23 protein-coding genes are annotated in these 22,209 nt (G+C 74.8%); 11 read left to right on the top strand and 12 right to left on the bottom strand.

Going from position 1 to position 22,209, the window contains the following annotated elements; translation table 11 throughout:
- Window positions 1-290 (top strand): cellulose binding domain-containing protein (locus ATM99_RS01190; protein ID WP_190278740.1); only part of this gene is annotated, 290 nt, incomplete at its 5' end.
- A 116-nt stretch (window positions 291-406) separates the two neighbouring features.
- On the opposite strand, the gene ATM99_RS01185 is transcribed toward ATM99_RS01190, so the two are convergent.
- From ATM99_RS01185 to ATM99_RS01160, 6 genes are all read right to left on the bottom strand, one after another.
- The gene (locus ATM99_RS01185) at window positions 407-2,665 is read right to left on the bottom strand and encodes a beta-L-arabinofuranosidase domain-containing protein (RefSeq protein ID WP_062101130.1); all 2,259 of its coding nucleotides are present in this window, start codon (window positions 2,663-2,665) and stop codon (window positions 407-409) included.
- Between the two features lie 24 nt (window positions 2,666-2,689).
- Window positions 2,690-4,828, bottom strand: coding sequence for an alpha-galactosidase (locus ATM99_RS01180; RefSeq protein WP_062101129.1), 2,139 nt, complete (start codon window positions 4,826-4,828; stop codon window positions 2,690-2,692).
- A gap of 54 nt (window positions 4,829-4,882) precedes the next feature.
- The gene (locus ATM99_RS01175) at window positions 4,883-5,824 is read right to left on the bottom strand and encodes a carbohydrate ABC transporter permease (RefSeq protein ID WP_062101128.1); all 942 of its coding nucleotides are present in this window, start codon (window positions 5,822-5,824) and stop codon (window positions 4,883-4,885) included.
- The gene (locus ATM99_RS01170) at window positions 5,821-6,954 is read right to left on the bottom strand and encodes a carbohydrate ABC transporter permease (RefSeq protein WP_062101127.1); all 1,134 of its coding nucleotides are present in this window, start codon (window positions 6,952-6,954) and stop codon (window positions 5,821-5,823) included. The genes ATM99_RS01175 and ATM99_RS01170 overlap by 4 nt, the downstream gene beginning before the upstream one ends.
- 117 nt (window positions 6,955-7,071) lie before the next feature.
- A complete protein-coding gene (locus tag ATM99_RS01165) occupies window positions 7,072-8,379 on the bottom strand; it encodes a PotD/PotF family extracellular solute-binding protein (protein WP_062101126.1) in 1,308 nt (435 codons plus the stop codon).
- Between the two features lie 108 nt (window positions 8,380-8,487).
- On the bottom strand, window positions 8,488-10,119 hold the full coding sequence (locus ATM99_RS01160) for a beta-xylosidase (RefSeq protein ID WP_062101125.1): 1,632 nt from the start codon (window positions 10,117-10,119) through the stop codon (window positions 8,488-8,490).
- A gap of 192 nt (window positions 10,120-10,311) precedes the next feature.
- On the opposite strand from ATM99_RS01160, the gene ATM99_RS01155 reads away from it, so the two are divergent.
- Window positions 10,312-11,277, top strand: coding sequence for a pseudouridine synthase (locus ATM99_RS01155; protein ID WP_062101124.1), 966 nt, complete (start codon window positions 10,312-10,314; stop codon window positions 11,275-11,277).
- Here the strand turns inward: ATM99_RS01155 and ATM99_RS01150 are convergent.
- Window positions 11,270-11,818 (bottom strand): hypothetical protein, encoded by a 549-nt coding sequence (locus ATM99_RS01150; RefSeq protein ID WP_150118048.1) that lies wholly within the window; start codon window positions 11,816-11,818, stop codon window positions 11,270-11,272. The genes ATM99_RS01155 and ATM99_RS01150 overlap by 8 nt on opposite strands.
- 176 nt (window positions 11,819-11,994) lie before the next feature.
- Between ATM99_RS01150 and ATM99_RS01145 the strand changes: the two genes are divergently transcribed.
- A complete protein-coding gene (locus ATM99_RS01145; protein ID WP_062101122.1) occupies window positions 11,995-12,204 on the top strand; it encodes a hypothetical protein in 210 nt (69 codons plus the stop codon).
- A gap of 90 nt (window positions 12,205-12,294) precedes the next feature.
- Window positions 12,295-12,543 carry a hypothetical protein gene (locus ATM99_RS01140; protein WP_062101121.1) on the top strand — a complete coding sequence of 83 codons (249 nt, stop codon included), beginning with the start codon at window positions 12,295-12,297 and terminating at the stop codon, window positions 12,541-12,543.
- Window positions 12,544-12,602: 59 nt separating this feature from the next.
- Here ATM99_RS01140 and ATM99_RS01135 read toward each other — a convergent pair whose 3' ends face one another.
- Together ATM99_RS01135 and ATM99_RS01130 are read right to left on the bottom strand one after the other, a co-directional pair.
- Entirely contained in the window at window positions 12,603-12,968 is a 366-nt protein-coding gene (locus ATM99_RS01135; protein WP_062101120.1) for a hypothetical protein, read from the bottom strand.
- Entirely contained in the window at window positions 12,965-14,053 is a 1,089-nt protein-coding gene (locus ATM99_RS01130) for a serine hydrolase (RefSeq protein WP_150118047.1), read from the bottom strand. The genes ATM99_RS01135 and ATM99_RS01130 overlap by 4 nt, the downstream gene beginning before the upstream one ends.
- A gap of 91 nt (window positions 14,054-14,144) precedes the next feature.
- On the opposite strand from ATM99_RS01130, the gene ATM99_RS01125 reads away from it, so the two are divergent.
- The 5 genes from ATM99_RS01125 (at window position 14,145) to ATM99_RS01105 (ending at window position 17,816) form a co-directional block, all read left to right on the top strand.
- Entirely contained in the window at window positions 14,145-15,374 is a 1,230-nt protein-coding gene (locus ATM99_RS01125; RefSeq protein WP_150118046.1) for a sensor histidine kinase, read from the top strand.
- Window positions 15,371-15,973 carry a response regulator transcription factor gene (locus ATM99_RS01120; RefSeq protein WP_062101117.1) on the top strand — a complete coding sequence of 201 codons (603 nt, stop codon included), beginning with the start codon at window positions 15,371-15,373 and terminating at the stop codon, window positions 15,971-15,973. Before ATM99_RS01125 ends, ATM99_RS01120 begins: the two co-directional genes overlap by 4 nt.
- 108 nt (window positions 15,974-16,081) lie before the next feature.
- The gene (locus ATM99_RS01115; RefSeq protein WP_062101116.1) at window positions 16,082-16,501 is read left to right on the top strand and encodes an OsmC family protein; all 420 of its coding nucleotides are present in this window, start codon (window positions 16,082-16,084) and stop codon (window positions 16,499-16,501) included.
- Window positions 16,502-16,576: 75 nt separating this feature from the next.
- A complete protein-coding gene (locus ATM99_RS01110) occupies window positions 16,577-17,332 on the top strand; it encodes a phosphotransferase (RefSeq protein ID WP_062101132.1) in 756 nt (251 codons plus the stop codon).
- 37 nt (window positions 17,333-17,369) lie between these two features.
- Complete coding sequence (locus tag ATM99_RS01105; protein ID WP_062101115.1) at window positions 17,370-17,816, top strand: YkvA family protein; 447 nt, start codon at window positions 17,370-17,372, stop codon at window positions 17,814-17,816.
- Here the strand turns inward: ATM99_RS01105 and ATM99_RS01100 are convergent.
- Genes ATM99_RS01100 through ATM99_RS01090 form a run of 3 tightly spaced genes read right to left on the bottom strand, consistent with a single transcriptional unit; the run spans window position 17,752 to window position 20,579 of the window.
- The gene (locus ATM99_RS01100) at window positions 17,752-18,306 is read right to left on the bottom strand and encodes a TetR/AcrR family transcriptional regulator (RefSeq protein WP_082659104.1); all 555 of its coding nucleotides are present in this window, start codon (window positions 18,304-18,306) and stop codon (window positions 17,752-17,754) included. The genes ATM99_RS01105 and ATM99_RS01100 overlap by 65 nt on opposite strands.
- A 30-nt stretch (window positions 18,307-18,336) precedes the next feature.
- Window positions 18,337-19,827, bottom strand: coding sequence for a cell wall metabolism sensor histidine kinase WalK (locus tag ATM99_RS01095; protein ID WP_062101114.1), 1,491 nt, complete (start codon window positions 19,825-19,827; stop codon window positions 18,337-18,339).
- Window positions 19,824-20,579, bottom strand: a complete 756-nt coding sequence (locus ATM99_RS01090; protein ID WP_062101113.1) for a response regulator transcription factor — start codon at window positions 20,577-20,579, stop codon at window positions 19,824-19,826. The genes ATM99_RS01095 and ATM99_RS01090 overlap by 4 nt, the downstream gene beginning before the upstream one ends.
- Window positions 20,580-20,736: 157 nt before the next feature.
- Between ATM99_RS01090 and ATM99_RS01085 the strand changes: the two genes are divergently transcribed.
- Window positions 20,737-21,327 carry a DUF4956 domain-containing protein gene (locus ATM99_RS01085; protein ID WP_062101112.1) on the top strand — a complete coding sequence of 197 codons (591 nt, stop codon included), beginning with the start codon at window positions 20,737-20,739 and terminating at the stop codon, window positions 21,325-21,327.
- The gene (locus tag ATM99_RS01080; protein ID WP_223304749.1) at window positions 21,324-22,157 is read left to right on the top strand and encodes a polyphosphate polymerase domain-containing protein; all 834 of its coding nucleotides are present in this window, start codon (window positions 21,324-21,326) and stop codon (window positions 22,155-22,157) included. The genes ATM99_RS01085 and ATM99_RS01080 overlap by 4 nt, the downstream gene beginning before the upstream one ends.
- Window positions 22,158-22,209: the final 52 nt, after the last annotated feature.

The raw sequence follows: 22,209 nt of genomic DNA, 5'->3' as shown, positions 1-22,209 counted from the left end.
CGACGCCGAACCCGGGCGGTGCGTGCTCCGCGGCGCTGACCGTCGCGAACTCGTGGGGCGGCGGCTACCAGGCCACCGTCACCGTGACCGCCGGCTCGTCGGGCGTCACCGGGTGGCGGGTCTCGCTGCCGTCCGGCGTGACCTCGAACAACGTCTGGAACGGCGTGCTGACGGGCAGCACCGTGACGAACGCGCCGTACAACGGCACGCTCGGCGCGGGCCAGTCGACGACCTTCGGGTTCATCGGCAACGGCAACGCCCCCGCGGCGGGTGCGCTGAGCTGCGCCTGATCCGCCCCGCCTGACCGGCCGCCGCCCGTCGCCCGTCGCCCTCGGCAGGGCGACCCGCAGCCGGTGGACCACGACGGCGCCGCACCACCGCGGGTGCGGCGCCGTCGCCGCGCGCGTCAGGCCTGCCAGCGCAGCAGGCGCACGGTCGTGATGCCGGGCGTGGGCCGGTCGTCGACCGCGACGACCTCGAGCTCGACGTCCGCGGGCCGGCCGGCGGCCGTCAGCTCGGCCAGGACCGGCCGCACGACGTCGGACGTCGCACCGCCCGCCTCGAGCCGGACCGTGGCCACCACGGCCCCGGCGACGCGGATCTCGGCGGCCGTCGGCACGTCGAGCTGCCGCACCCCCACGCGCAGGCTCACGGCCCGACCCTCCGGGTCGCGCAGGGTCACCGCCATGCGGTCCCGGGTGGTGCGCCAGCGCAGCGCACCCGCGACCCCCACGTCGCTCGCGCTCGCGCGCAGCCCGTGGTCGGCCTCGGGCTGCTGCTCGCCGAAGGCCACGCGGTCGAGCGTGATGTCGTCGACCGCCGCACCCGCGTCGAGGTCCAGCAGCGCCGCGCGGCGCGCGGCGACGTCACCCTCGGCGACCGGCCAGTAGACGGTGTACCGGGTGCCGTGCACCCCGGCGAACGGCTCGAGCTCGAACGGCTCCCCGTCGACGGGGCGCACGCGGAACCGCAGCGGGCCGGTCGCCTCGACACCGGCGGTGCCGTCCGCGACCAGCGGCAGGTCGGCGAGCGAGACCAGCGGGCCGTGCGCGACGTGGCCCCAGCGCGCGTCGTCGGCGAACAGCCCCTCGAGGTGCGCGTCGCCGTCGCGCGCGGCGAGCACCGTCGGCCCGAACGCGTAGGCCTGCCAGGGTGAGCCGTCGGGCAGCCGCTCGGCACGCAGCCGCATGGGGAGCCGGTAGGTCACCACCGTGCCCGGCGCCCACGCGCGGTCGAGGTGGACCGCGCCCGGGGACCGCCGGGCGTCCCGGACGGGCGCGCCGTCCACCTCGAGGTCCACGAGGTCGTCGCACCAGGACGGGACCCGCAGCCGGAGCGGGAAGGCGCGGGGCGCGGGCAGGTCGAGCCGCAGGCGCACGCGGTCGTCACGCGGGACGTCCGCGTCGAGACGCAGCGTGCCGCCACCCGGCAGGTCGACCTCGGCGGCGACCGGCAGGTTGACCGCGACCGTGTCGCCCTCGGTGCCGAACACCCACTCGCCGTAGCGCGCCTGCGCCTCCATGCCCGTGCCGACGCAGCACCAGAAGCAGCTGTGCGGCGTCGAGTACACGCGGTAGTGCCGCGGCCGCATCGGCGTGAAGTACACGAAGCCGCCGTCGGGGTGCTGCGCCGACAGGACGTGGTTGAACAGCGCGCGCTCGGCGTAGTCGAGGTACTCGGGACGCGTGCCGAGCCGGTTGAGGGCGGCCGTGAGCCGCAGCATGTGGAACGTGTTGCAGAACTCCGGGCCCTCCCGCTCGTCGATCACGGGTGTGAAGTCGTCGGGGTCGTGGAAGTGCTCGCGCACCGAGTTGCCGCCGATCGCGACCGTGCGGCGCTCGACGACCGTGCGCCAGAACGTGTCGGCCGCCTCGTGCAGCCCGGATCCGGGCTCGCTGACGGCCGCGGTGCCGGCGAACCCGAGGACCTTCGGGATCTGCGTGTTGGCGTGCAGCCCCGTGAGGGCGTCGCGTCCCTCCGCGAGCGGTCCGAGGAGGGCACGGTGCGTGAACCGGCGGGCCATCGCGGCGTGGTCGGCGCGGCCCGTGAGGGTCGAGAGCGTCGCGAACACGTCGTTCATGGCGCCGTGCTCGGTGTCGAGCATGGCCTGGAACGCCGCGTCGTCCATCGTGGCCGCGACGTCCAGCCACCAGTCCGCGAACCGCGTGACCACCTGCAGGGCCTGCGCGTTGCCACCCGTGCGGTGGGCGTCGAGCAGGCCCTGGAACGTCTTGTGCAGGTTGTACCAGGGCACCCAGTGCGCCGACGACCCCAGCTCGCGGGCGGCCGCGACGCCTCCGTGCCGCAGGGCCTCGAAGAGCGCGGCGCCGCCGGGCACGCCGCCGACGTAGCCGGTGCCCACCGCGTCCTGCGCGCGCGCCACCTCGGCGACCGTGCGATCCAGTCGCTCGCGGGCCTCCCGCGACCCGAGCGCCGCGGCGAGGGCCGCGAGCGCGGACAGGTGGTGCCCGAGGGTGTGCCCGGCGATCGCCGCGCTCTCCCAGTTGCCGTAGGGCGGCGCGGCGGGCGTCAGGCCCGACTCGGCGAGCAGCGGCGCGAGCAGACGGTCCGTGTCGAGCTCGAGCACGTACGCCAGGTCGGTCCGGACCGCGTCGGCGAACGGTCCCGGGCCGAGCCGGACGGCGGACAGCGGGAAGAGCTCCACGGGCGTTCCTCTCGACGGGCGGCGTCAGACCGCCGTGGCCTCGATGACCATGGCCTGCACGGGCATGAGCGTCGGCAGCTGCAGCCCCACCCCCGCCAGGAGGGAGCCGGGGACGCGGAGCTCGTCCTCCCGCATCCACGCCGGGTGGATGAAGGTGCCGCCGCGGCGTCCCGCGCCGACGTCGTCACGCACCCGCACGGCGTACGTGAGGTCGGGGTCGAGGCCCAGCAGGCGCAGCCGCGGCGAGAGCGTCTCGTCGGCGCCCCGCACCGACGTGAGCGTCCACAGCGCGCGCCGCCGGTCGGGCGCGACGACCCCCCGCGCACGCAGCCACGACGGCAGGTGGTCGGGGTGCACGACCGTCCCGGTGTGCAGCAGGTCGCGCATCTCCCGGTAGAGCGCGCCGTAGGCGGCGACGGCCGCGAGCTCGTCGTCGTCGCACTCCGTGACGTCCCACTCGAGGCCCGCGTGCCCGTGCAGCGCGACCGCGGCGCGGTAGGACAGCGGGGTGACGCGCTCCGACACGCAGGCGGGCGACGGGCCCACGTGCGAGCCGACGAGCTCGGGCGGCAGCACGAGCTCGGTCCAGCGGTGCAGGTCCTGCCGCTCGACGGGGTCGTTGTTGTCGGACGCCCACACGCGGTCGCTGTGCGCGAGGATCCCGAGGTCGGTGCGGGCCCCGCCGGACGAGCACGACTCGATCTCGAGGCCGGGGTGCGCGGCCTTGAGGGCGTCCATGAGCCGGTACGCGGCGAGCGTCTGCTCGTGCGTGCCGGGGCGGCCGTCGTGCAGCGGCTCGACGAGGTCGCGGTTGTGGTCCCACTTGACGTACCCGACGCCGAGCCGGCCGATCACGTCGCTCATCTGCCCCAGCACGTGCGCGAACGCGTCGGGGTGGGCCAGGTCGACCACGTGCTGGAACCGGTGGTTGAGGCCGGGGGGCTCGGGCACCGACCCCGGCGCGTGCAGGAGCCACCCGGGGTGCGCACGGGCGGCGTCGGAGTCGAGGCAGATCATCTCGGGCTCGAACCACAGCCCGAGCTGCATGCCGAGGTCGTGCACGAGCGCCGCGAGGGGCTCCATCCCGTCGGGGTACTTCACCGGGTCGACGACCCAGTCGCCGAGCGAGCTCGTGTCGTCGACGCGTCCGAGGAACCAGCCGTCGTCGATGACGAACCGCTCGACGCCCACGGCGGCGGCGCGCCGGGCGATCGCCGCGAGGTGCTCCGGGTCGTGGTCGAAGTACACGGCCTCCCACACGTTGAGCGTGAACGGGCGCGGGGTCCGGGGGTGCGTGCCGCGGGCGCGCACCCAGGTGTGGAACCGCTCGCCGACGCCGTCGAGCCCGTCGCCCGACCACGCGAAGTACGCGGTCGGGGTCCGGTACGACTCCTGCGGCGCGAGGTGGACCTCGTGGGGCCGCAGCAGCTCGCCGGCGCCGAGGACCGTGACCTGCTCGGGCAGCCGGTCGCAGCGGTGCCGCACGTCCGCGCTCCAGCCCAGGTGCACGGCCCACACCTGCCCGGACCGGTTGAGGGGCGCGGCCTCGGTCGCGTACGTGACCCACGGCTGGTCGTGGCCGGCGCGGCCACGACGCGTCTCGCGCAGCCACGCGCCGGGCGGCATCGCCAGGGTGGTGGGGACCTTCTCCTGGCTCCAGCGGCCGCCGAACGACGTGAGCGTCGCCGCGCTCTTCGGCACGGGCAGCGTGGGTTCGACGTGCACGACCTCGAGCGACCCCGCCGCGGTGCTCGTGACCTCGTGGTCGACCTCGACCACACCACCCGCGCCGATCTCGACGCGGGAACGCAGCAGCAGCCCGTCGGACTCGGCCGTGCACCGCAGCGCGTGCGCGTCGGCGTCGACCTCGGTGACGCGCCAGCGCGGGAACACCGGCCGGCCGTCGCGCGCGACCAGCAGGCCGGGGCGCCCCGACCAGCCGTCGCCCTCCTGCGGCAGCAGCGTCGGCCGCCACGCGTGGTCGAGCGTGCCGGGTGCGCGCTGCAGCGCCGTGGTGGTGCCGAGCAGGGCCAGCGCGGCGTCGTCGAGGCGGCCGAGGTCGGCGCCCCAGTGCAGGACGGCCGGCAGCCCGGCCTCGGGCACGTCGAGCACGACCGCGACGCCGTCACGGCGCAGGGCCACCGGGTGGGCGACGTCGGGCATGGGACCTCCAGGTGCGGGCGGGGACGGTGGTGCGCGAGCCGGACGGCGGGCCGGTCAGCCCTTGACGGCGCCGGCCATGACGCCCGAGACCAGCTGCCTGCCGAGGAACACGAACACCACGAGCAGCGGCAGCGCGACGACGAACACGCCGGTCATCACCAGCGCGTGGTCACCCGTGAACGCGCCCTGCAGCTGCGGGACGATGAGCGGCATGGTCATCTCGGTGCGCAGGATCACCGACGGCCAGAAGAAGTTGTTCCACGAGCCGACGAACGTGAACAGCGCGAGCGTCGCCGCGGCCGGGCGCGACGCGGGCAGCGCGATCGACCAGAACGTGCGGAACAGGGAGGCGCCGTCGACGCGCGCGGCCTCGACGAGCTCGTAGGGCAGGGCCTCGGACAGGTACTGGGTCATCCAGAACACCCCGAAGGCGCCGACCATGCTCGGCAGGATCAGCGCCGTGAGGGAGTCGATCCACCCGAACGTCGTGAACATGATGAACATCGGGATGGTGCCCAGCTGCATGGGGATCGCCATCGTCGCGATGATGAAGACGTAGAGCGCCTTCTTGCCGCGGAAGTTCAGCTTCGAGAAAGAGAACCCGGCGAGCGTCGAGAAGAACACGGTCGTGACCGAGACGACCACGGCGACGAGGACCGAGTTGCCGAACGCCTTCCAGAAGTTGATCTGGTGGTGCGTGAAGATGGCGTGCAGGTTGTTGACGAGCTCCGTCGACGGCAGCCACCGCGGCGGCCGGCCGACGGCCTGGGCGACCTCGAGCTGCGTCGAGGAGCCGAACATCATCGTGTAGTAGAGCGGGAACAGCGAGAACGCCAGGACGATCGCGAGGAGCGCGTAGGTCACCCAGCCCGGGCGTCGGTTCGCGGGGTTGTGGGACTGCGAGGCCAGGCGGACCGGCCGTCCCTGCGCGGCGCGACGCCGGGCGTACCGGCCGGCCCCCTTGCCGGACTGCTGCTCGATCAGTGCGGAGCTCATCGACGGGATCCTTCCGGGGTGCGGACGAGGGCGTCGGGGTGGCCGGTGGGACTGGCGGTGCCGAGGACCGTGGCGACCCCGGCCTCGCGCGCGGCCCGCTCGGACGCCGCGGCGGCGGCCCTCCGCTCGGCGACGAGCGCCTTGGTGGTCGCGCGGGACACGCGGGTGGGCCGGCCCTCCTTGGAGGCGATGCGCTGCGTGAGGAAGAGGTTCAGCAGCGTGAAGAACACGATGACGATCGCGAACAGCCACGCCACCGCGGCGGCCTGCCCCAACCGGTCCTGCCAGTCCCCGAACCCGAGGTTGAACAGGTACAGCACCGTGGTGAGCCACTGGTCGCTCGCACCGCCGCGGCCGCCCGCGGTGCCGGCGCCGTCGTACATGCGCGCCTCGTCGAAGATCTGCAGGCCGCCGATCGTCATGGTGAGGACGACGAAGATCATGGTCGCGCGGATGTTCGGCAGCGTGACGGCGAAGAACTGCCGGAGCCGCCCGCCGCCGTCGATCGTGGCGGCCTCGTAGAGCTCGCGCGGCACGGCCTGCATCGCGGCGAGCAGGATCAGCGCGTTGTAGCCCGTGAAGCGGAACACGATCATCGAGCTGATCGCGACGTGCGACAGCAGCCGGTCCTGGAAGAACGGGGACGACAGGTCGGTGAACAGGCCCAGGTCCTGCAGCAACGGGGTGACGAGGCCGAACCGGCCGAAGATCTGCCCGAAGATCATGGCGACCGCGACGGGCATGACGACGAACGGGACGAGGACGCCCATGCGCCAGAACGTCCGCGTGCGCAGGTTCTGGTCCAGCACGGCCGCGATGACCAGCGCGAGGACCAGCTGCGGCACCGTGGAGATGACGAAGATCGAGAACGTGTTCTGCAGCGACGTCCAGAACTCCGGCTGCCGCAGCACCCACGCGAAGTTGTCGAGCCCGACGAAGTCGCCCTGCCCCAGGCGACGGTGCCACGTGTGGGTCGCGACGACCACGTTGAAGAGGATCGGGAAGAGACCGAAGACCGCGAAGCTGATGAAGAACGGTGAGACGTAGAGGTACGGCGAGACCTTGACGTCCCACCTCGAGAACCGCTGCGACATGCCGACCCGCCGTGGGGCCCGGGACGTCGGTGCCATGGGAATCCTCCTCGATTCGTGGCGGTCGCCGCCGCGGCCGGCACGCACGCCCTCGGGACGTGCGTGCCGACCGTCGTGACGGTGCGACCCGGCGCGGGCCGCGTCGCGCCCGGTGCGTCAGTCGGTCGTGAGCCCCAGCGCGTCGAACTCCTTGACGGCCGACTCCCACGCCTGCTCGGGCGTCTGCGCGCCGTCCTCGACGCGACCGATGGCGTCGATGACGACGGTCTGGATCCCCCAGAAGTTCATGCCGCGGTAGCCGCCCGCGACGAACTCGTCGGCGGCCTCGGCGAGGTTGCCGTAGATCTGGCCCACCCGCTGACCGCCGAAGAACGCGTTCTCGGTGTCGGCGACCTCGGGGCTGCTGAGCGCCTCGACCTGCGACGGGAACGCGCCGTAGCCCTCGAAGATCGCGACGGCGCTCTCGGGCGAGGTGAGGAAGTCGGCGAGCTTGATCGACCACTCGACGTTCTTGCCCGTGGCGGGCACCGCGAAGAACGAGCCGCCGACGTTCGCGCCGCCGTCGGGGAAGACCTCCGCGATGCGCCAGGTGTCGATGCCCGCGGCGTTCTCGACGATCGACCCGGTCACCCAGGCGGGTGCGACGACGGTCGCCCACTGCTGCGACTGGTACCCGGCGCGCCAGTCGGCGTTGCCGATGGGCACGCCCGCGGACAGCTGCGCCTGCGCCGCCTCGGCGAAGCGCATGAAGAGCTCCTTGACCTTCGTGTTCTCGGCCAGCGGCAGCGCGTTGCCGGTCTCGGGGTCCTCGAAGGCGCCGGGGCGGATCTTGGTGAACGCGGACTCGGCGGCCATGCGCCACGAGTCGATCCACGGCTTGCCCGTGGCCTCGGTGAACTGCTGGCCCGCCGCGATGAACGTGTCCCAGGTGGCGTCGGCGCCGCCGACGAACTCGATGAACTCCTCGGGCTCGGACGGCAGCCCCGCCTGCGCGAGCAGGCCCGAGTCGTAGGCGATCGCGGTCGGCCCGATGTCCGTGCCGTAGCCCTTGATCTCGCCGTCGACGGTCGCGGCCTCGACGTTCCAGTCGACCCACCGGCCGGGGACCTCGGGCAGGGTCGCCCAGTCCTCGGGGACGGCCATCATCTCGGTCCACCACGAGCCCTCGATGAGGTGCACGTCCATCAGCCCGGCGCCGCCGGACCCGAGACCGTTGCGCAGCACCTGCTGCGCGGACGCGCCGTCGGGGAAGCTGTTCTGCACGACCTTGATGCCGTACTCCTCCTCGAACGCGTCGTAGAGCGACTCGGGGATGTCCGTCCAGGCCGCGACGGTGAGCTCGGCGGGCTTGTCGCCGTCGCCGCCGGCCGTGCCGCCGCCGTCGCCCCCGCCGCACGCGGCGAGCGCGAGCGCGGCGGTGGCGGCGACCGCTGCGGCCGCGGTGGTCTTCTTCGTGATCCTCATCGATCAGGTCCCTTCGGTGGGTGCTCGCCGTCCGGTCAGGCGGCAGCGGTCAGCGGTGCGGGGGTCGGGGGGACGGTCAGGGGGGTGCAGGTCGGCTCGTGGTCGCCGTCAGGCGGCCACGACCGAGGTGACGGCCCAGGCGGGCAGCTCGAGGTCGATGTCGAGCACGCCGTCGGCACCGACGACGAGCTCGCGGCGGTCGAGCCGGTCGGCCACCTCGCGCAGCTCGGCGGTCTGCTCGCGCGAGAGGTTGAGGGGTGAGCCCATCGCGTACCAGGCCTCGGCGACGTTGCCGTGCTCCCAGTCGAGCGTCTCGACGAGGAACCGCGCACCGGGCTCGAGGCCGGCCACCGTGTGCTGCACGCGACGGGCCGGGCCGACGTCGGCGAGCTCGCGGGTGTCCTCGTAGCGGTTGCGCGCGGCGAGGCCGGTCGTGCCCATGCCGTCGGGGTAGTTGTAGAAGACCGCGGACACCGCGCCCGTGGCGGACGACCGCGTGACGGCGCCGTGCGGCAGGTCGGCCAGCAGCTCGTCGCCGAGCCGCGCGAGCATCGCGACGGCGTGGAACGTGGGCTTGTGCAGCCCCTGCTCGTTGACGAGGCCGAACCCGCCGTGGAAGGGGCCGACACCGGCGCCGCCCTCCTCGAAGACGTCGGTGAACGTCCAGTAGGAGATCGAGTCGGCGAGCGGCGCACCCGTGAGGAACGCCCGCACGACGTACGGCGCCGCGAAGAGCGTGTCGTGGATCGCGTCGCGGCTCGACGGGGACGTCGACCACTCGGTGATGTGCAGCTCGGCGTCGGGGTACGGGCTGTCCGCGATGATCCGGCGCATCAGCGCGAGGTCCTGCGCGGTCGCGTCGACGTGCCGCGAGATCGCCTTGGCGCGGCCGTTGGAGTCGGCGGCGTAGTCCGTCGGGTACAGGTGGGTGGAGAGGAAGTCGACGGGCAGGTCGCGCTCGGCGCACCACGCGAGGAACTCGTGGATCCACACGGGCTGCCAGTCGAGGGCGTCGGGGTCGGCGGCCTCGGCCGTCGCGACCTCGCGCGACGGGTCGTGGTACTCCCCCGCGTACCGGTCGTCGGGCACGAACACGCTCGTGGACGGGCCCCCGACGCGCAGCCGCGGGTCGATGTCCTTGACCGCGCGGACGGTGGCCTCGTACAGCTCGAAGTACTGCGTGCGGGTGCCGGTCCAGAAGTGCGGGACGAGGTTGGGCTCGTTCCAGACCTCGATGGGCCAGCGCACCACCTCGTCGATGCCGTAGCGGTCGACCCAGTGCCGGACCGTCGTGGTGACGAGTTCGACCCAGCGGCCCATGTCGGTGGGCGGGCTGCAGTGCGCCTTCCACCAGAAGAGCGTCTCGGTCTGCGTCGCGAGGTCGCGCGGCATGAAGCCGAGCTCGACGAAGGGTCGGGCCCCGGCGTCGAGGATCGCGTCGAACACCTTGTCGACGTACGAGTACGTGTAGAGCGGCTGCGGCAGCGGGTTGGGAGGCGCGAACCCGCCGCCCTCGGTGGCGCGGTACACGAACATGTCGTCGTGGAAGATGCCGTGGAAGCGGACGTAGCGCGCGCCCAGCACGTCGACGGCCTCGCGGAAGTGCGCCTGCCAGTCCGCGCGCAGCGCCTCGTTGGCCCGGCCGGCGCCGAGGCACTCGTTCCAGACGTGCCGCAGCGGGGTCCCGGTCGACGGTCGTCCGTCGATCAGGAGGGCGGACGACGACGCGCCGTGAGGCATGGAGAACTCCCTTGTCTACCGTGCTGCTCGGACCTCGACGTCCGAAACTATTTCGCAACTGTCTGCTTCGACACACGGTAGATCGAGCCTCACACGCCGTCAACACCCCGACGCCCCTCGAACGCGAGCCCTCGGTGTCCGACTGCGCTCGAAATAGTTTCGAGCGCGATGCGCGTCGCCTAGCATCGACTCGTGCTCCGCTCCCCGCTCCCGGCCCGCCACGGGCTGACGGCCGCGCACCTGTGCACTCCGCCGCCGCGGCGCGGGACGCCCGACGCGTGGTCGACCATGGGCGCGTGGCTGCGCGACCGGCTGCCGGAGCACGTGGACGTCGCGGGGATGCTCGCGGCCGGCGAGTTCGTCGACGCCGACGGCCGGGCGGTCCGCGACGACGAGCCGTTCGTGGCGGCACGGCACGTGTGGTTCCACCGCGTGCTGCGCGACGAGCCCGTGGTGCCCGGCACGGTCCACGTGGTGCACCGCGACGAGCGGCTCGTGGTCGTCGACAAGCCGCCGTTCCTCGCGTCGATCCCCCGCGGTCGGCACATCGTGCAGAGCGTCGTCGTGCGCCTGCGCGCCGAGCTGGGCCTGCCGGAGCTCTCGCCGCTGCACCGGCTCGACCGCGGCACGTCAGGGCTCCTGCTGCTCGCGACCGAGCAGCGCTGGCGCGCGCCGTACCAGACGGCGTTCGAGCGGCGCGCGGTCGACAAGACGTACCGCGCGCTCGCACCGCTGCGGCCCGACCTCGCGCTGCCCGTCGTCGTGCGGAACCACATCCGCAAGGTGCGCGGCACCGTGCAGGCCGAGGTGGTGCCGGGCGCGCCCGTCAACGCCGAGACGACCGTCGAGCTCGAGCGCGAGCACGACGACCTCGGGGTCTACCGCCTGCACCCCCGCACGGGCCGCACGCACCAGCTGCGCCTGCACCTCGCGGGGCTCGGGATGCCGATCGTCGGCGACCCCCTGTACCCCGTCGAGCGCGACGTCGACCTCGACGACTTCCGCCACCCGCTGCAGCTGCTGGCCGCCGAGCTCGCGTTCGACGACCCGGTCGACGGGCGGCGGCGCGAGTTCCGCAGCGTGCGCGACGTGCCGCTGACGGGCGACGAGCCGGACGCGGACCGCACCGACCCCGCGACGGCCCGGACGGCTACTTGACGGGCAGCTCGATCGTCTCGTCGCCCACGTGGATCACGAGCGGCTCGACCGTGCTCGTCTTCGTCCCGAACACCGTGGTGTGGGGCACGAGGTCCATCGTGCACGGGCGGTCCTGCGGGATCTCGCGCAGGTCGATGCGCACCGCGTTCGGCTCGTCGGGCAGCACGTGCATGCGCTCCCCCACGGGCGGGCACGTCGAGCTGCCCCACAGCACCACGGCGAGCTTCACGCCGTTCTCCAGGTACGTGGCCGCCGCCTGCCCGGGCTCGACCTCGAGCTCCCGCTCGACGAACCGCACGTCCTGCGCACCGCCCTGCTCGTCCTCGAGGGCGCCCTCGACCTCGCCGGCCTCCTGGTCGCCGTCGCCCTCGGAGCCGCCGGCCGTCACCTCGCGCGTCTCCAGCACACGCATCACCGGCACGCCCGCGTAGTCGGTGATCGCGGCGTTCGACGCGCACCCCGTCAGGGTCGCCGCCGCGCCCACCAGCAGCACCGCCGCGCCCGCCCCGCGCGTCGTCGCGCGTCCCGTCCGTCGCCGCACCGCGACCACCCCCTGCCGCTCCGAGGTGGTCGCGAGCGCCCGGGTGCCGCCGTCGACCTGCCCCTCGCCAGGCTAGGACGGCGTCCCCACCGGGGCGACCCGACGGCTCCCGGGACGGTCCCCGCCGCCGACCCGGCAGGTTGCCCGCCCTCCGCCGCCGGGAGAGGGTGAGGTGCATGGATCCCGTGCTCTGGTTCGTCTGGGTCGCCCTGCTCGCCGTCGTCGTCGGGGGCACCGCGACCGTCGTCGACACCGTCCTGAAGCACCGGCGGCGGCTCGCCGAGATCCAGGCGGGCACCCCGCACACGGACGTGCGTGACCGGCTCGACGAGGTGGACGCGCGGCTCGACCGGCTGGAGCGCGCGGTCGACGCCGCGTCCCGCTGACCCGGCGGCGGCCGCCCGGCGCACCGCGCCGACGCCCCCTAGCCTGGGACGATCCGTGCGCGACGGCGCACACCGGACAGCGGGAGAACGATGAACCTCAAGCAGCGGATCGTGGCGGGCGCCGCCACGGTGGCCCTCCTCACGGCGGGGTCGCTGGGCCTGGCGGTGCCCGCGCAGGCGGCGCAGATCTACAAGGAGTTCTCGACGCCGGGCGCCTGCTACACGGCGCTCGCCGCGAACCTCAAGGAGATCAAGAAGACGCAGAAGGTCCTCTACTCGGCGTGCACGTACAGCTCCAGCCGCGGCGTGTGGATGCACATCATCACGTTCAAGAGCTGAGACCGCGGCGGAGACCGCCCGGGGCCCGGCCGTGCCACGCACGGCCGGGCCCGGCAGGGTCAGTACGACGAGGCCGCGAGCGCGAGCACCGTCCCGCAGACCAGCGCCGCGACCACCAGCCGCGCACCGCGCAGCCAGCGTCGGCGGCGCGTGCGCCACGCGGGCATCGCCGCGAACCGCAGCACGACCCCCGCGGCGCCGACGGCCGCGAGCGCGACGGCGGCGACCCACAGCAGCACCGACACCCCCGCCCAGCCGACGAACGTCCGCGACAGCACGAACAGCGTGAGCAGGCCGACGCTCTCGGCGACGGCACCCGTGCGGTCCTTCAGACGCAGGCGCTCGGGCCCCCAGGCGCGGGCGGCGTACAGCGCGGCGAACGCGACGAGCGCGAGGGCGACGGTCAGGGAGGTCGTGGCGGTCATCGGTCGTATCCGTTCTCGACGAGGCCCACGGCGACGTCGGGCAGCTGGGAGGCGGTGTTCGACAGCACGACGGCGCCGCGGCCGCCCGCGCGGTCGAGGGCCAGGTAGGACGCGAACCCGCCGGTCTGGCCGTTGTGGAGCGTGAGCGTCGGGGCGTCGTCCTGCTCGAGCACGAGCCACGCGTACGCGACGGCGCCGAGCTCGCCCTCCAGGTGCGGGTCCATCGCCGCGGCGCCCGGGGCGGTGCCGTCGAGCAGCGCGCGCACGTACCGGGCCATGTCGCCGACGGTCGAGCGGATGCCGCCCGCGGGTGCGAACGCGGCGAGCGACCACGGCTGCTGCGCGATCCCGGACGCGGACCACCCGGTGGTCGGGTCGTCGAGGTCGGCGTCCTCCAGCACGACCCGGGTGCTCGTCATGCCCAGCGGGTCGAGCATGCGGTCCTGCAGCAGGTCGACGTACGTGGTGCCGGCGACGCGCGCGAGGGCGTGCCCCAGCAGCGACATGCCGAGGTTCGAGTACACGTAGCGCCCGGGCGAGACGAGCTCCTGCCGGCCGGCCATCGCGAGCAGCTCGTCGAGCGACGCCTCGTAGGGGTCGCGGTTGGTCGTGACGGCGACGTACAGCGACGGCAGCATCTCGACGGGCGCGCCGGGCAGGCCCGACGTGTGGTTCGACAGGGTCTCGAGGGTCACGCCCCCGGCGGGCGTGCCGGCGAGCTCGGTCAGGACGCTGCCGAGGGTCTGGTCGGGCGTCACCTCGCCGCGCTCGACAGCGACCTGCAGGAGGTTGCCCGTGAACGTCTTGGTGAGCGAGCCGATCTCGAACTCGGTGTCGTCGTCCGCGCCGAAGCCGGTCGTGACGGTGCCGTCGGGGCCGTCCTCGAGGTCGACGTACGCGAGGGCCACGCGGTCGAGGGCGCCCTGGTCGCGGGCGGTCCGCTCGACCGCGCGAGCCAGCGCGGCGTCGCCGCTGGTGTGCGGCTGCAGGTGCGGCGAGGGCGGGAGGGTCGTGAGGCCGACGGTCAGCACGACGGCCGCCGTGACCGCCGCGACCACGCGCGGGAGAGTCGTGTTCCTGGTCATGCACCCATCCCAGCCGTGGGCGCGCGGCACCAGAAGTGCCGTGGTGTCACGCCCGACCGTGACATCTGTCCCGGTTGCTACGCTCCGCGACGTGAGCCGACCTCGGCCGCCGGGTGCACCGGTGACGCCCGACCTGCGGGCCGTGCGCGGGCTGACGGCCGCGTCGCTGGGCGTCGCCGTCGTGGTCGCGGGGCTCATGCCGCTGGTGCTCGCGGTCGACGCCCCGGTGGACGCCCGCTCGATCGCCCTGGTGGTCGCGACGGTGCTGTGCCTCGTGCTGGCGTGCGCGGCGATCCCCGGGACGGTCGGGGTCGCGGCCGGCGACGCGCCGTCGCGCACGCTCGTGACGACCGTGGTGCTCACGGTCGTGCTGGCCTGCGCGACGTGGGGCGTCGCGCTCGTCCCGCCGTTCGCGGGGTGGGGGTGGGCGTTCCTCGTCGCGTACGCGGGCGGTGCGGCGGCGTGCGTCGTGCACGGGCGACGTCGGCTCGCGGTGCTGCTGGGCACGTGCGCCGTCATCGGGGTCGGCGGGGTCGTGTCGACCGCCGCGTCGCGGGCCGCCCCGGCGGCCGAGCAGGTCGAGGGCGTGCTGGGGACCGCGATCGTCGTCGGCGTCGTCGCGCTGTTCGTCGTGATGCCGCTGAGCATCGTGTGGGTCCTGCAGGTCGTCGTCCGGCTCGACGACGCGCGGCGTCTGGCCGACGAGCTCGCGGTGGCCCGCGAGCGCCTGCGGTTCGCGACCGACCTGCACGACCTGCAGGGGCACCACCTGCACGTCATCGCGCTCAAGAGCGAGCTGGCCGAGCGGCTGCTCCCCGACCGCCCGGCCGACGCGGCACGCGAGCTCGCCGACATCCGGGAGGCGGCGCGCACCGCCATCGAGGACACCCGCGCGGTCGTGCACGGGTACCGCACGGTCACCGTCGACGCCGAGGTGCGCAATGCGGCGGCGGTGCTCGGCTCGGCGGGCATCCGCACGTCGACGCACGTCGACGCGCCGGGCCTGCCCGCGGACGTCGGCGGCGTGCTCGCCGTGGCCGTCCGCGAGGCCGCGACGAACGTGCTGCGGCACAGCGCGGCGCAGGAGGCCACGATCGTGCTCGTGCAGGACCAGGGCGGCGGCTACCGCCTGACCGTGACCAACGACCGCCCGGACCCCGCGGGCGAGCCCGGGACGGGGCTCGTGGGGCTGCGCGAACGGCTCGCGGCCCTGCGCGGCACGGTCGAGACGCACCGCGACGACGACGCGTTCACGCTCGTGGTGACGGTGCCGCCGCAGCCCGTCGGCCGGCCGGTACGCCGCACGGCGGGTGCGTCGTGATCCGCGTCCTTCTCGCCGACGACGAGGAGCTGCTGCGCGGCGCCCTCACGGCGCTGCTGGGGCTCGAGCCGGACATCGAGGTCGTCGCGGACGTCGCCGACGGCGAGACCGCGCTCGCCGAGGTGATCGCGCGGGCGCCCGACGTCGCGCTGCTCGACCTCGAGATGCCCGGGCTCGACGGCATCGAGGTCGCGGACCGGCTGCGGCGGCGCGTCGTGACGCCCGTCGTGATCGTGACGCGGCACGCGCGCCCCGGTGCGCTCAGGCGCGCGCTGGCCGCCGGCGTGCGCGGGTTCGTGCCCAAGTCGACGCCGGCCGCGGAGCTCGCGCGCATCATCCGGCTCGTGGCCGCCGGCCAGCGGTACGTCGACGCGCAGCTCGCGGCCGCGGCGCTCACCGAGGCGGAGAGCCCGCTGACTCCGCGCGAGGTCGACGTGCTGCGGCTGATCCGCACCGGGCTGCCGTCCAAGCGGATCGCGCGCGAGCTGGGCCTCGCGCCCGGCACCGTGCGCAACCACACGTCGTCCGCGATCGCGAAGCTGCACGCGGACTCCGGGCACGCCGCGGCGGCCGTCGCGTGGGACCGCGGCTGGATCTGACGCCGCACCCCACCCGTCCGGGGCGGGTCTGGACCCCGGGACGGGGCCGCAGGACACTCGTCACGACGGCCCCGCCACGACGGCCCCGTCACGACGGAGGGCGACGCCGTGAAGTACACCGCCAGCGTCAGGAGCACGGCCGACGCGCACGAGGTGAGCGTCGGCACGGGCGGCCGTGCGCGCCCGCTCGACGTCCCCGGCCGCGACGGGGCGCCCGGGTCGGCCGTGAGCGGCGGGGAGCTGCTGTTCCTCGCCCTCGCGACCTGCGTCACCAACGACGTCCACCGCGAGGCCGCCGCGCGGTCCGTGCCGGTCGACGGCGTGGACGTCGAGGTGTCGGGCGTGTTCGACGCCCCGGGCGCGACGGCCCGCGACGTCGTCTACCGCGTGACGGTGACGTCGCCCGCGCCCGAGGCCGTGGTGCGGGACCTCGTGGCGCACGTCGACGCGATCGCCGAGGTGCACGGCTCGCTGCGCGCCGGGACGCCCGTGACGCTCACGGACGTGCGGGTCGAGCGGCCCGCCTGAGGTCGTCCCGTTGTGGTACGCGCCGTGCCGCCGCCGCGCGACGGCGAGGACGGTCGCGGGTGCGACGATCGCGTCATGGAGCGCGCCGGTACGCAGGACGTCGCCGAGCAGACGCTCGACGGCGGCAACGTCAACGCCGTCGTGCGGGTCGGCGACACCGTCCGACGGTCGGCCGGCCCGTGGACCCCGACCGTGCACGCGCTGCTCGCGTGGGTGCGGGCGCGCGGCGTCACGTGCCTGCCCGCGCCGCTCGGCCGGGACGACGAGGGCCGCGAGGTCCTGGGCTGGGTGCCGGGCGACGTCGTCGGGTGGCCCGCACCGGCGTGGCTGTGGGACGCCCGCACCCGCGCGCAGGCGGGGGCGACGCTGCGCGCCGTGCACGACGCGACGGTCGGGTTCGACCTCGCGGGCGCCGTCTGGCGCTCCCCCGCGCACGCCCCCGCCGAGGTGGTGTGCCTCAACGACGTCGCGCCGTACAACATGGTGTTCGACGGCACCGAGCTCGTCGGCCTGATCGACGTCGACATGGCCTCCCCCGGCCCGCGCGCGTGGGACCTCGCGTACCTCGCGTACCGGCTGTGCGGCTGGTGCGAGGACACGCCCGCCCCCGACGACGCCGCGCCCGCCGAGCGCCTCGCGGACCTGCTCGCGGCCTACGGCGCGGACGCCGCCCCGACGGTCGACGACGTGCTGACGACGATGGTCGTGCGGCTGCACGACCTCGCGGACTGGACGGATGCGCACGCCCGCACCACCGGGCGCCCCGACCTGCACGAGCACGCCGCGATGTACCGGCGCGACGCGGAGCGGGTGGCGGCGGGTCGCGCGTGACGCGGACCCGGGCCCGGGCGTCGGCCGGCGAAGCCCCGTGAGCGGGGCCTGGCAGGTCGCGCTCGGCGCGCTCGCCGGGCTGCTGGTCGCGTGGCTCGCGCTGGTCGTGGCGCTGCTGGTCGGCCGGCCCGGCGGCGGCACCCTCACCGAGGCGCTGCGGCTCCTGCCCGACCTGCTGCGGCTCGTCGCGCGCCTGGCCCGGGACCGGACGCTGCCGCGGTCGGTCCGCGTCCGCCTGGGCCTGCTCGTCGCCTACCTGGCGTTCCCGCTCGACCTCATCCCCGACGTCATCCCCGTCCTGGGCTACGCCGACGACGTCATCGTCGTCGTGTGGGTCCTGCGCAGCGTGCTGCGCGTGGCCGGTGAGGGTCCGATCCGCGCGCACTGGCCGGGCACGCCGGAGGGCTGTGAGGCGGTGCTCAGGATCGTGAGGTCACGACGACGAGGCGACGGCACGACGCGCGCTGCGGATCGGGCCCGCTGACGCGCACGACGTCGGCGTCAGGCCGCAGGCCGGCGAGCAGCAGGTCGACGGCCGCGCGGGACTCCGCGGCCCAGGACGGCCGGTCGGTCGCGGACCCGATGCCGTGCAGCACGACCATCACCGCGCCGACCGGCACGTCGGCGCGGACGTCGCCGTCGGCGGCGGCCCGCACCAGCAGGTCGGCGACGGTCCGCTCGAGCTCGGCCCCGCTGCTCGCCGTCACCGCGGGGTCGACGACAGCCGCGAGCGCGCGTGCGAGCCCGACGTGCGCGACGACGTACTCGACGAAGGCGCGCAGCAGCGCGTCGAGGTCCTCCCGCGCGGTGCGCGACGGGTCACGGGCGTGGTCGAGCAGCCCGACCACCTCGCGCTCGTAGACGGCCGCGGCGAGCGCCTCCCGGGTCGGGAAGTGCCGGTACAGCGTCCCGACGCCCACACCGGCCCGAGCGGCGAAGTCGTCGAACCGCAGCTGCTCGTCCTGGTCGAACACCGCGCGCGGCGGGTGCGCGGCGGTCGCGGCTCAGCCGGCGGCGGCCGGCAGCCGGACGACGAAGCGGGTGGCGCCCGGGCGGCTGACGACCTCGATCGTGCCGTCGTGCGCGCGCACGACGGCGTCGGCGATGGCGAGCCCCAGGCCGGTCGAGCCGCTGCCCGGCGAGCGAGCGGCGTCGCCGCGGCTGAAGCGCTGGAACAGGTGCGGCACGAGCGCTGGCGCGACCCCCGGCCCGTCGTCGGTGACCGCGAGGACGACGACGTCGCCGTCACGCCGGACGGAGGTGACCACGGTCGTGCCCGGCGGGGTGTGGACGCGGGCGTTCGCGAGCAGGTTGACGAGCACCTGGTGGAGCCGTGGCGCGTCGCCCGTGACGACCGCGGCCGGCGCGCCGTCCTCCCCGTCGTCCGCGAGCGGCGGCAGGTCGAGGCGCCAGCGGTGGTCGGGGCCGGCGGCGCGGGCGTCGGGAACGGCGTCCGCGGCGAGCATGCCCAGGTCGACGTCGGTGCGCTCGAGCTCCCGGCCGGCGTCGAGCCGCGCCAGCAGGAGCATGTCCTCCACCAGCCGGGTCATGCGCCGGGACTCCGCCTCGACGCGCCCCATCGCACGGACCACGTCGTCGGGGACCTCGGCGCGCAGGCGACGCACCAGCTCGGCGTAACCACGGATCGACGCCAGCGGGGTCCGCAGCTCGTGGCTCGCGTCGGCGACGAACTGGCGCACCTGCGTCTCGCTCGCGTGCCGCGCCGCGAGGGACGTCTCCACGTGGTCCAGCAGCCGGTTGAGCGCCGCACCGACCTGGCCGACCTCGGTGCGCGGATCGGTGTCGGCGGCGGGGACCCGCTCGACGGGCCGGACCTCGCCCGTGGCGAGCGGCACCTTCGACACCCGGGTGGCCGTGGTCGCGACCCGCTCGAGCGGTCGCAGCTCGCGGCGGACGACGGCCCGCCCGGCGACGCCCGCGACGAGCACCCCCACGAGCGCCACGAGCGTCTCCACCACCAGGTAGTCCCGCACCGTGCGGTCGACCTCGGTGGTCGCGATGCCGGTGACGACGAGGTCGCCGGCGGCCGTCGTCGCCGCGAGCACCCGGTACCGGCCCAGGCCGGGCAGCGCCCGGGTCACGGGGGCGGCCCCGGGCTCGACCGCCGCAAGCACGTCGACCTGCTCGTCGTCGAGGCGCGCAACACCGCCGGCGTCGTCGATGCGCCCCGACGAGACCGCACCGTCGCGCACCGTGAGGCTGACCGTGCCGGCGCGCTGACCGCGCACGTCCAGCCCCGGCGGCGGACCGACGGGGAACCGCCCGCCGTCCGCACCGCCCGGCAGCGCGTCCGGACCACCGAGGTCCTCCGCACCGACGGCGCGGCCGCTCGAGGCTCGCAGGTCGTCGTCCAGCCGGCCGACCATCGAGCCGCGCAGCGCGAGCGTCGAGACCGCACCCATGGCGCCCGCGACCACGACGACGAGCCCGACGACGAGCGCGACGAGACGACGCCGCAGGGTCCAGGACCTCATCCCTCCCCCGGCGGGGTGACCTCGTCGGCCGGCTTCAGCACGTACCCGACGCCCCGCACGGTGTGGATCATCGGCGCGCGGCCCGCGTCGATCTTGCGTCGCAGGTAGGAGATGTAGAGCTCGACGATGTTCGCCTGCCCGCCGAAGTCGTACTGCCACACGCGATCGAGGATCTGGGCCTTCGACAGCACGCGGCGCGGGTTGCGCATGAGGTGGCGCAGCAGCTCGAACTCGGTCGCCGTCAGCCGGATCTCCTCACCGCCGCGGACGACCTCGTGGCAGTCCTCGTCCAGCCGCAGGTCGCCCACGACGAGCGCGTTCTCCTGCGCGGCGGCGGTCCCGCCCGCGCGGCGCAGCAGCCCCTGCAGCCGCGCGACGACCTCCTCGAGGCTGAACGGCTTGGTCACGTAGTCGTCGCCGCCCGCCGTCAGCCCGGCGACCCGGTCGGTGACGGCGTCCTTGGCCGTGAGGAACAGGACGGGCAGGGTCGGGTGCAGCGCGCGCATGCGGCTGAGCACCTCGAGCCCGGACATGTCGGGGAGCATCACGTCGAGCACGACGACGTCCGGCGGGTGCGTCCGGGCGGCGCGCAGGGCGGGCTGCCCCGCGGTCGCCGTCTCGACCTCCCACCCCTCGTACCGGAGCACGGTCGACAGCAGCTCGCCGAGCGACGGCTCGTCGTCGACCACGAGCGCACGGATCGGTGCGCCGTCCGGCCGGGTGAGGGTGGCGCCGCGGCTGCTCGAGGACATGCGCCCATGGTGCCCGCGCGCGCCGGGCGTCCCCTGGGTGGCGCCTGCGAACCACCTGGACGCATCCACAGACGCCGCACAGGGCCCGCTGGGCACCGCTCCAGGTCGCGACGCCAGAGTCGCCGTCGACCCCGACCGTCCTCCCCCGGAGCGCACCATGACCCTGCTGCCCTACGCGATCGACCTCGTCGCGATCGCCCTGCTCACCTTCGGCCTCTACGTCCCGCGCCACCGCCGGCGCGACCTGGTCGTCGCGTTCCTCGGCGTCAACGCCGGCGTGCTCGCCGTGTGCACGGTGCTGGCGAGCTCCGCGGTCGCGGTCGGGCTGGGGCTCGGTCTGTTCGGCGTGCTGTCGATCATCCGGCTGCGCTCGACCGAGCTCGGGCAGCAGGAGGTCGCGTACTACTTCACGGCGCTCGCGCTCGGGCTCGTGGGCGGGCTCGCGTCGTCGCCCGCGACGGCGGGCACGTTGTCGGCCTTCCTGCTCGTCGTCGTGTGGGCGGGCGACCACCCCCGGCTGCTGCGCCGCTACCGGGTGCACCTGCTGCACCTGGACCGCGCGTTCACCGACCACCCCACGCTGCTCGCCCACCTGGAGGTGCTGCTCGGAGCGCGCGTGCACACCGCCGACGTCGTCAAGGTCGACCACGTGCTGGACACCACGCTCGTCGAGGTGCGGTACGAGCTGCCCCGGGTGGGCGGCGCGACGCCCGCGGAGCAGGCCGACCGGGTCGGGGTGGCCCGGTGACCGGCCGCACCTCCTGCCCCGGTGACGCCGTGACGACCGACCACCTGGAGCCGGTGGCCCTCGACGAGCTCATGGAGCGTGCGGCGCTGCTGACCCGTGTCGACCGCAAGTACGTCCTGCCCCTCGCCGCCGCCGACGACCTGCTGCGCCGCCTCGCGGCGGTGGCGGGCGGCGCGCGCGTGCTGGACGTCGACGGGCGGCGGACGTTCGCCTACCGGTCGGTCTACCTCGACACCCCCGACCTGCTCACCTACCGCCAGGCGGCCCACCGCCGAGCGCGGCGGTTCAAGGTCCGCACCCGCAGCTACCTCGACAGCGACGAGCACTGGCTCGAGGTCAAGGTGCGCGACCGGCGCGGACGCACCGTCAAGGAACGTCTGCTCCGGACGCAGGACGCACCCGCGCCGGCCGACGACGACCTCGCCGTGCCGTTCACGCGCGACGTCCTCGCGCACCACCACCAGCCGCTGCCGGACGGGCTGAGCCTGCGTCCCGTCCTGACCGCGACCTACCGGCGCGCGACCGTGTGGCTCCCCGGGGACGACACGCGGCTGACGCTCGACACCGTGCTCGCGTGCCGCGGCGGCACCGGGACGGCCGTGCTGCCGCTGCGCGCCGTCGTCGAGACCAAGACGCGCGGGTCGGCGTCCGCGGCCGACCACCTGCTGTGGGCCGCCGGGCACCGCCCCGTGCGGATCTCCAAGTACGCGACCGCGATGGCCGCCCTGGACACCGGCCTGCCGGCGAACCGCTGGACGCCGGTGCTGCGACGCCACCCGTTCGTCGTCCACGCCGACGACCGGCCCGTGCACACCCCCGCGGCGCCGTGACCGCCGCCCGACACCCCAGCCCGCCACCACAGAACGGACCCGAGATGCCCGA

Source organism: Cellulomonas sp. B6 (assembly GCF_001462455.1).
Classification (GTDB): Bacteria; Actinomycetota; Actinomycetes; order Actinomycetales; family Cellulomonadaceae; genus Cellulomonas.
The sequence above is the reverse complement of the archived record's forward strand: the minus strand, read 5'-3'. Positions and strand labels throughout refer to the sequence as shown.

Bases quoted from the DNA above. Each gene is read 5' to 3' on its own strand.
- ATM99_RS01180 (WP_062101129.1), bottom strand. From the start codon at position 4,828: ATGCCCGACGTCGCCCACCCGGTGGCCCTGCGCCGTGACGGCGTCGCG.
- ATM99_RS01175 (WP_062101128.1), bottom strand. From the start codon at position 5,824: ATGAGCTCCGCACTGATCGAGCAGCAGTCCGGCAAGGGGGCCGGCCGG.
- ATM99_RS01170 (WP_062101127.1), bottom strand. From the start codon at position 6,954: ATGGCACCGACGTCCCGGGCCCCACGGCGGGTCGGCATGTCGCAGCGG.
- ATM99_RS01165 (WP_062101126.1), bottom strand. From the start codon at position 8,379: ATGAGGATCACGAAGAAGACCACCGCGGCCGCAGCGGTCGCCGCCACC.
- ATM99_RS01160 (WP_062101125.1), bottom strand. From the start codon at position 10,119: ATGCCTCACGGCGCGTCGTCGTCCGCCCTCCTGATCGACGGACGACCG.
- ATM99_RS01145 (WP_062101122.1), top strand. From the start codon at position 11,995: ATGGATCCCGTGCTCTGGTTCGTCTGGGTCGCCCTGCTCGCCGTCGTC.
- ATM99_RS01140 (WP_062101121.1), top strand. From the start codon at position 12,295: ATGAACCTCAAGCAGCGGATCGTGGCGGGCGCCGCCACGGTGGCCCTC.
- ATM99_RS01135 (WP_062101120.1), bottom strand. From the start codon at position 12,968: ATGACCGCCACGACCTCCCTGACCGTCGCCCTCGCGCTCGTCGCGTTC.
- ATM99_RS01130 (WP_150118047.1), bottom strand. From the start codon at position 14,053: ATGACCAGGAACACGACTCTCCCGCGCGTGGTCGCGGCGGTCACGGCG.
- ATM99_RS01110 (WP_062101132.1), top strand. From the start codon at position 16,577: ATGGAGCGCGCCGGTACGCAGGACGTCGCCGAGCAGACGCTCGACGGC.
- ATM99_RS01095 (WP_062101114.1), bottom strand. From the start codon at position 19,827: ATGAGGTCCTGGACCCTGCGGCGTCGTCTCGTCGCGCTCGTCGTCGGG.
- ATM99_RS01090 (WP_062101113.1), bottom strand. From the start codon at position 20,579: ATGTCCTCGAGCAGCCGCGGCGCCACCCTCACCCGGCCGGACGGCGCA.
- ATM99_RS01085 (WP_062101112.1), top strand. From the start codon at position 20,737: ATGACCCTGCTGCCCTACGCGATCGACCTCGTCGCGATCGCCCTGCTC.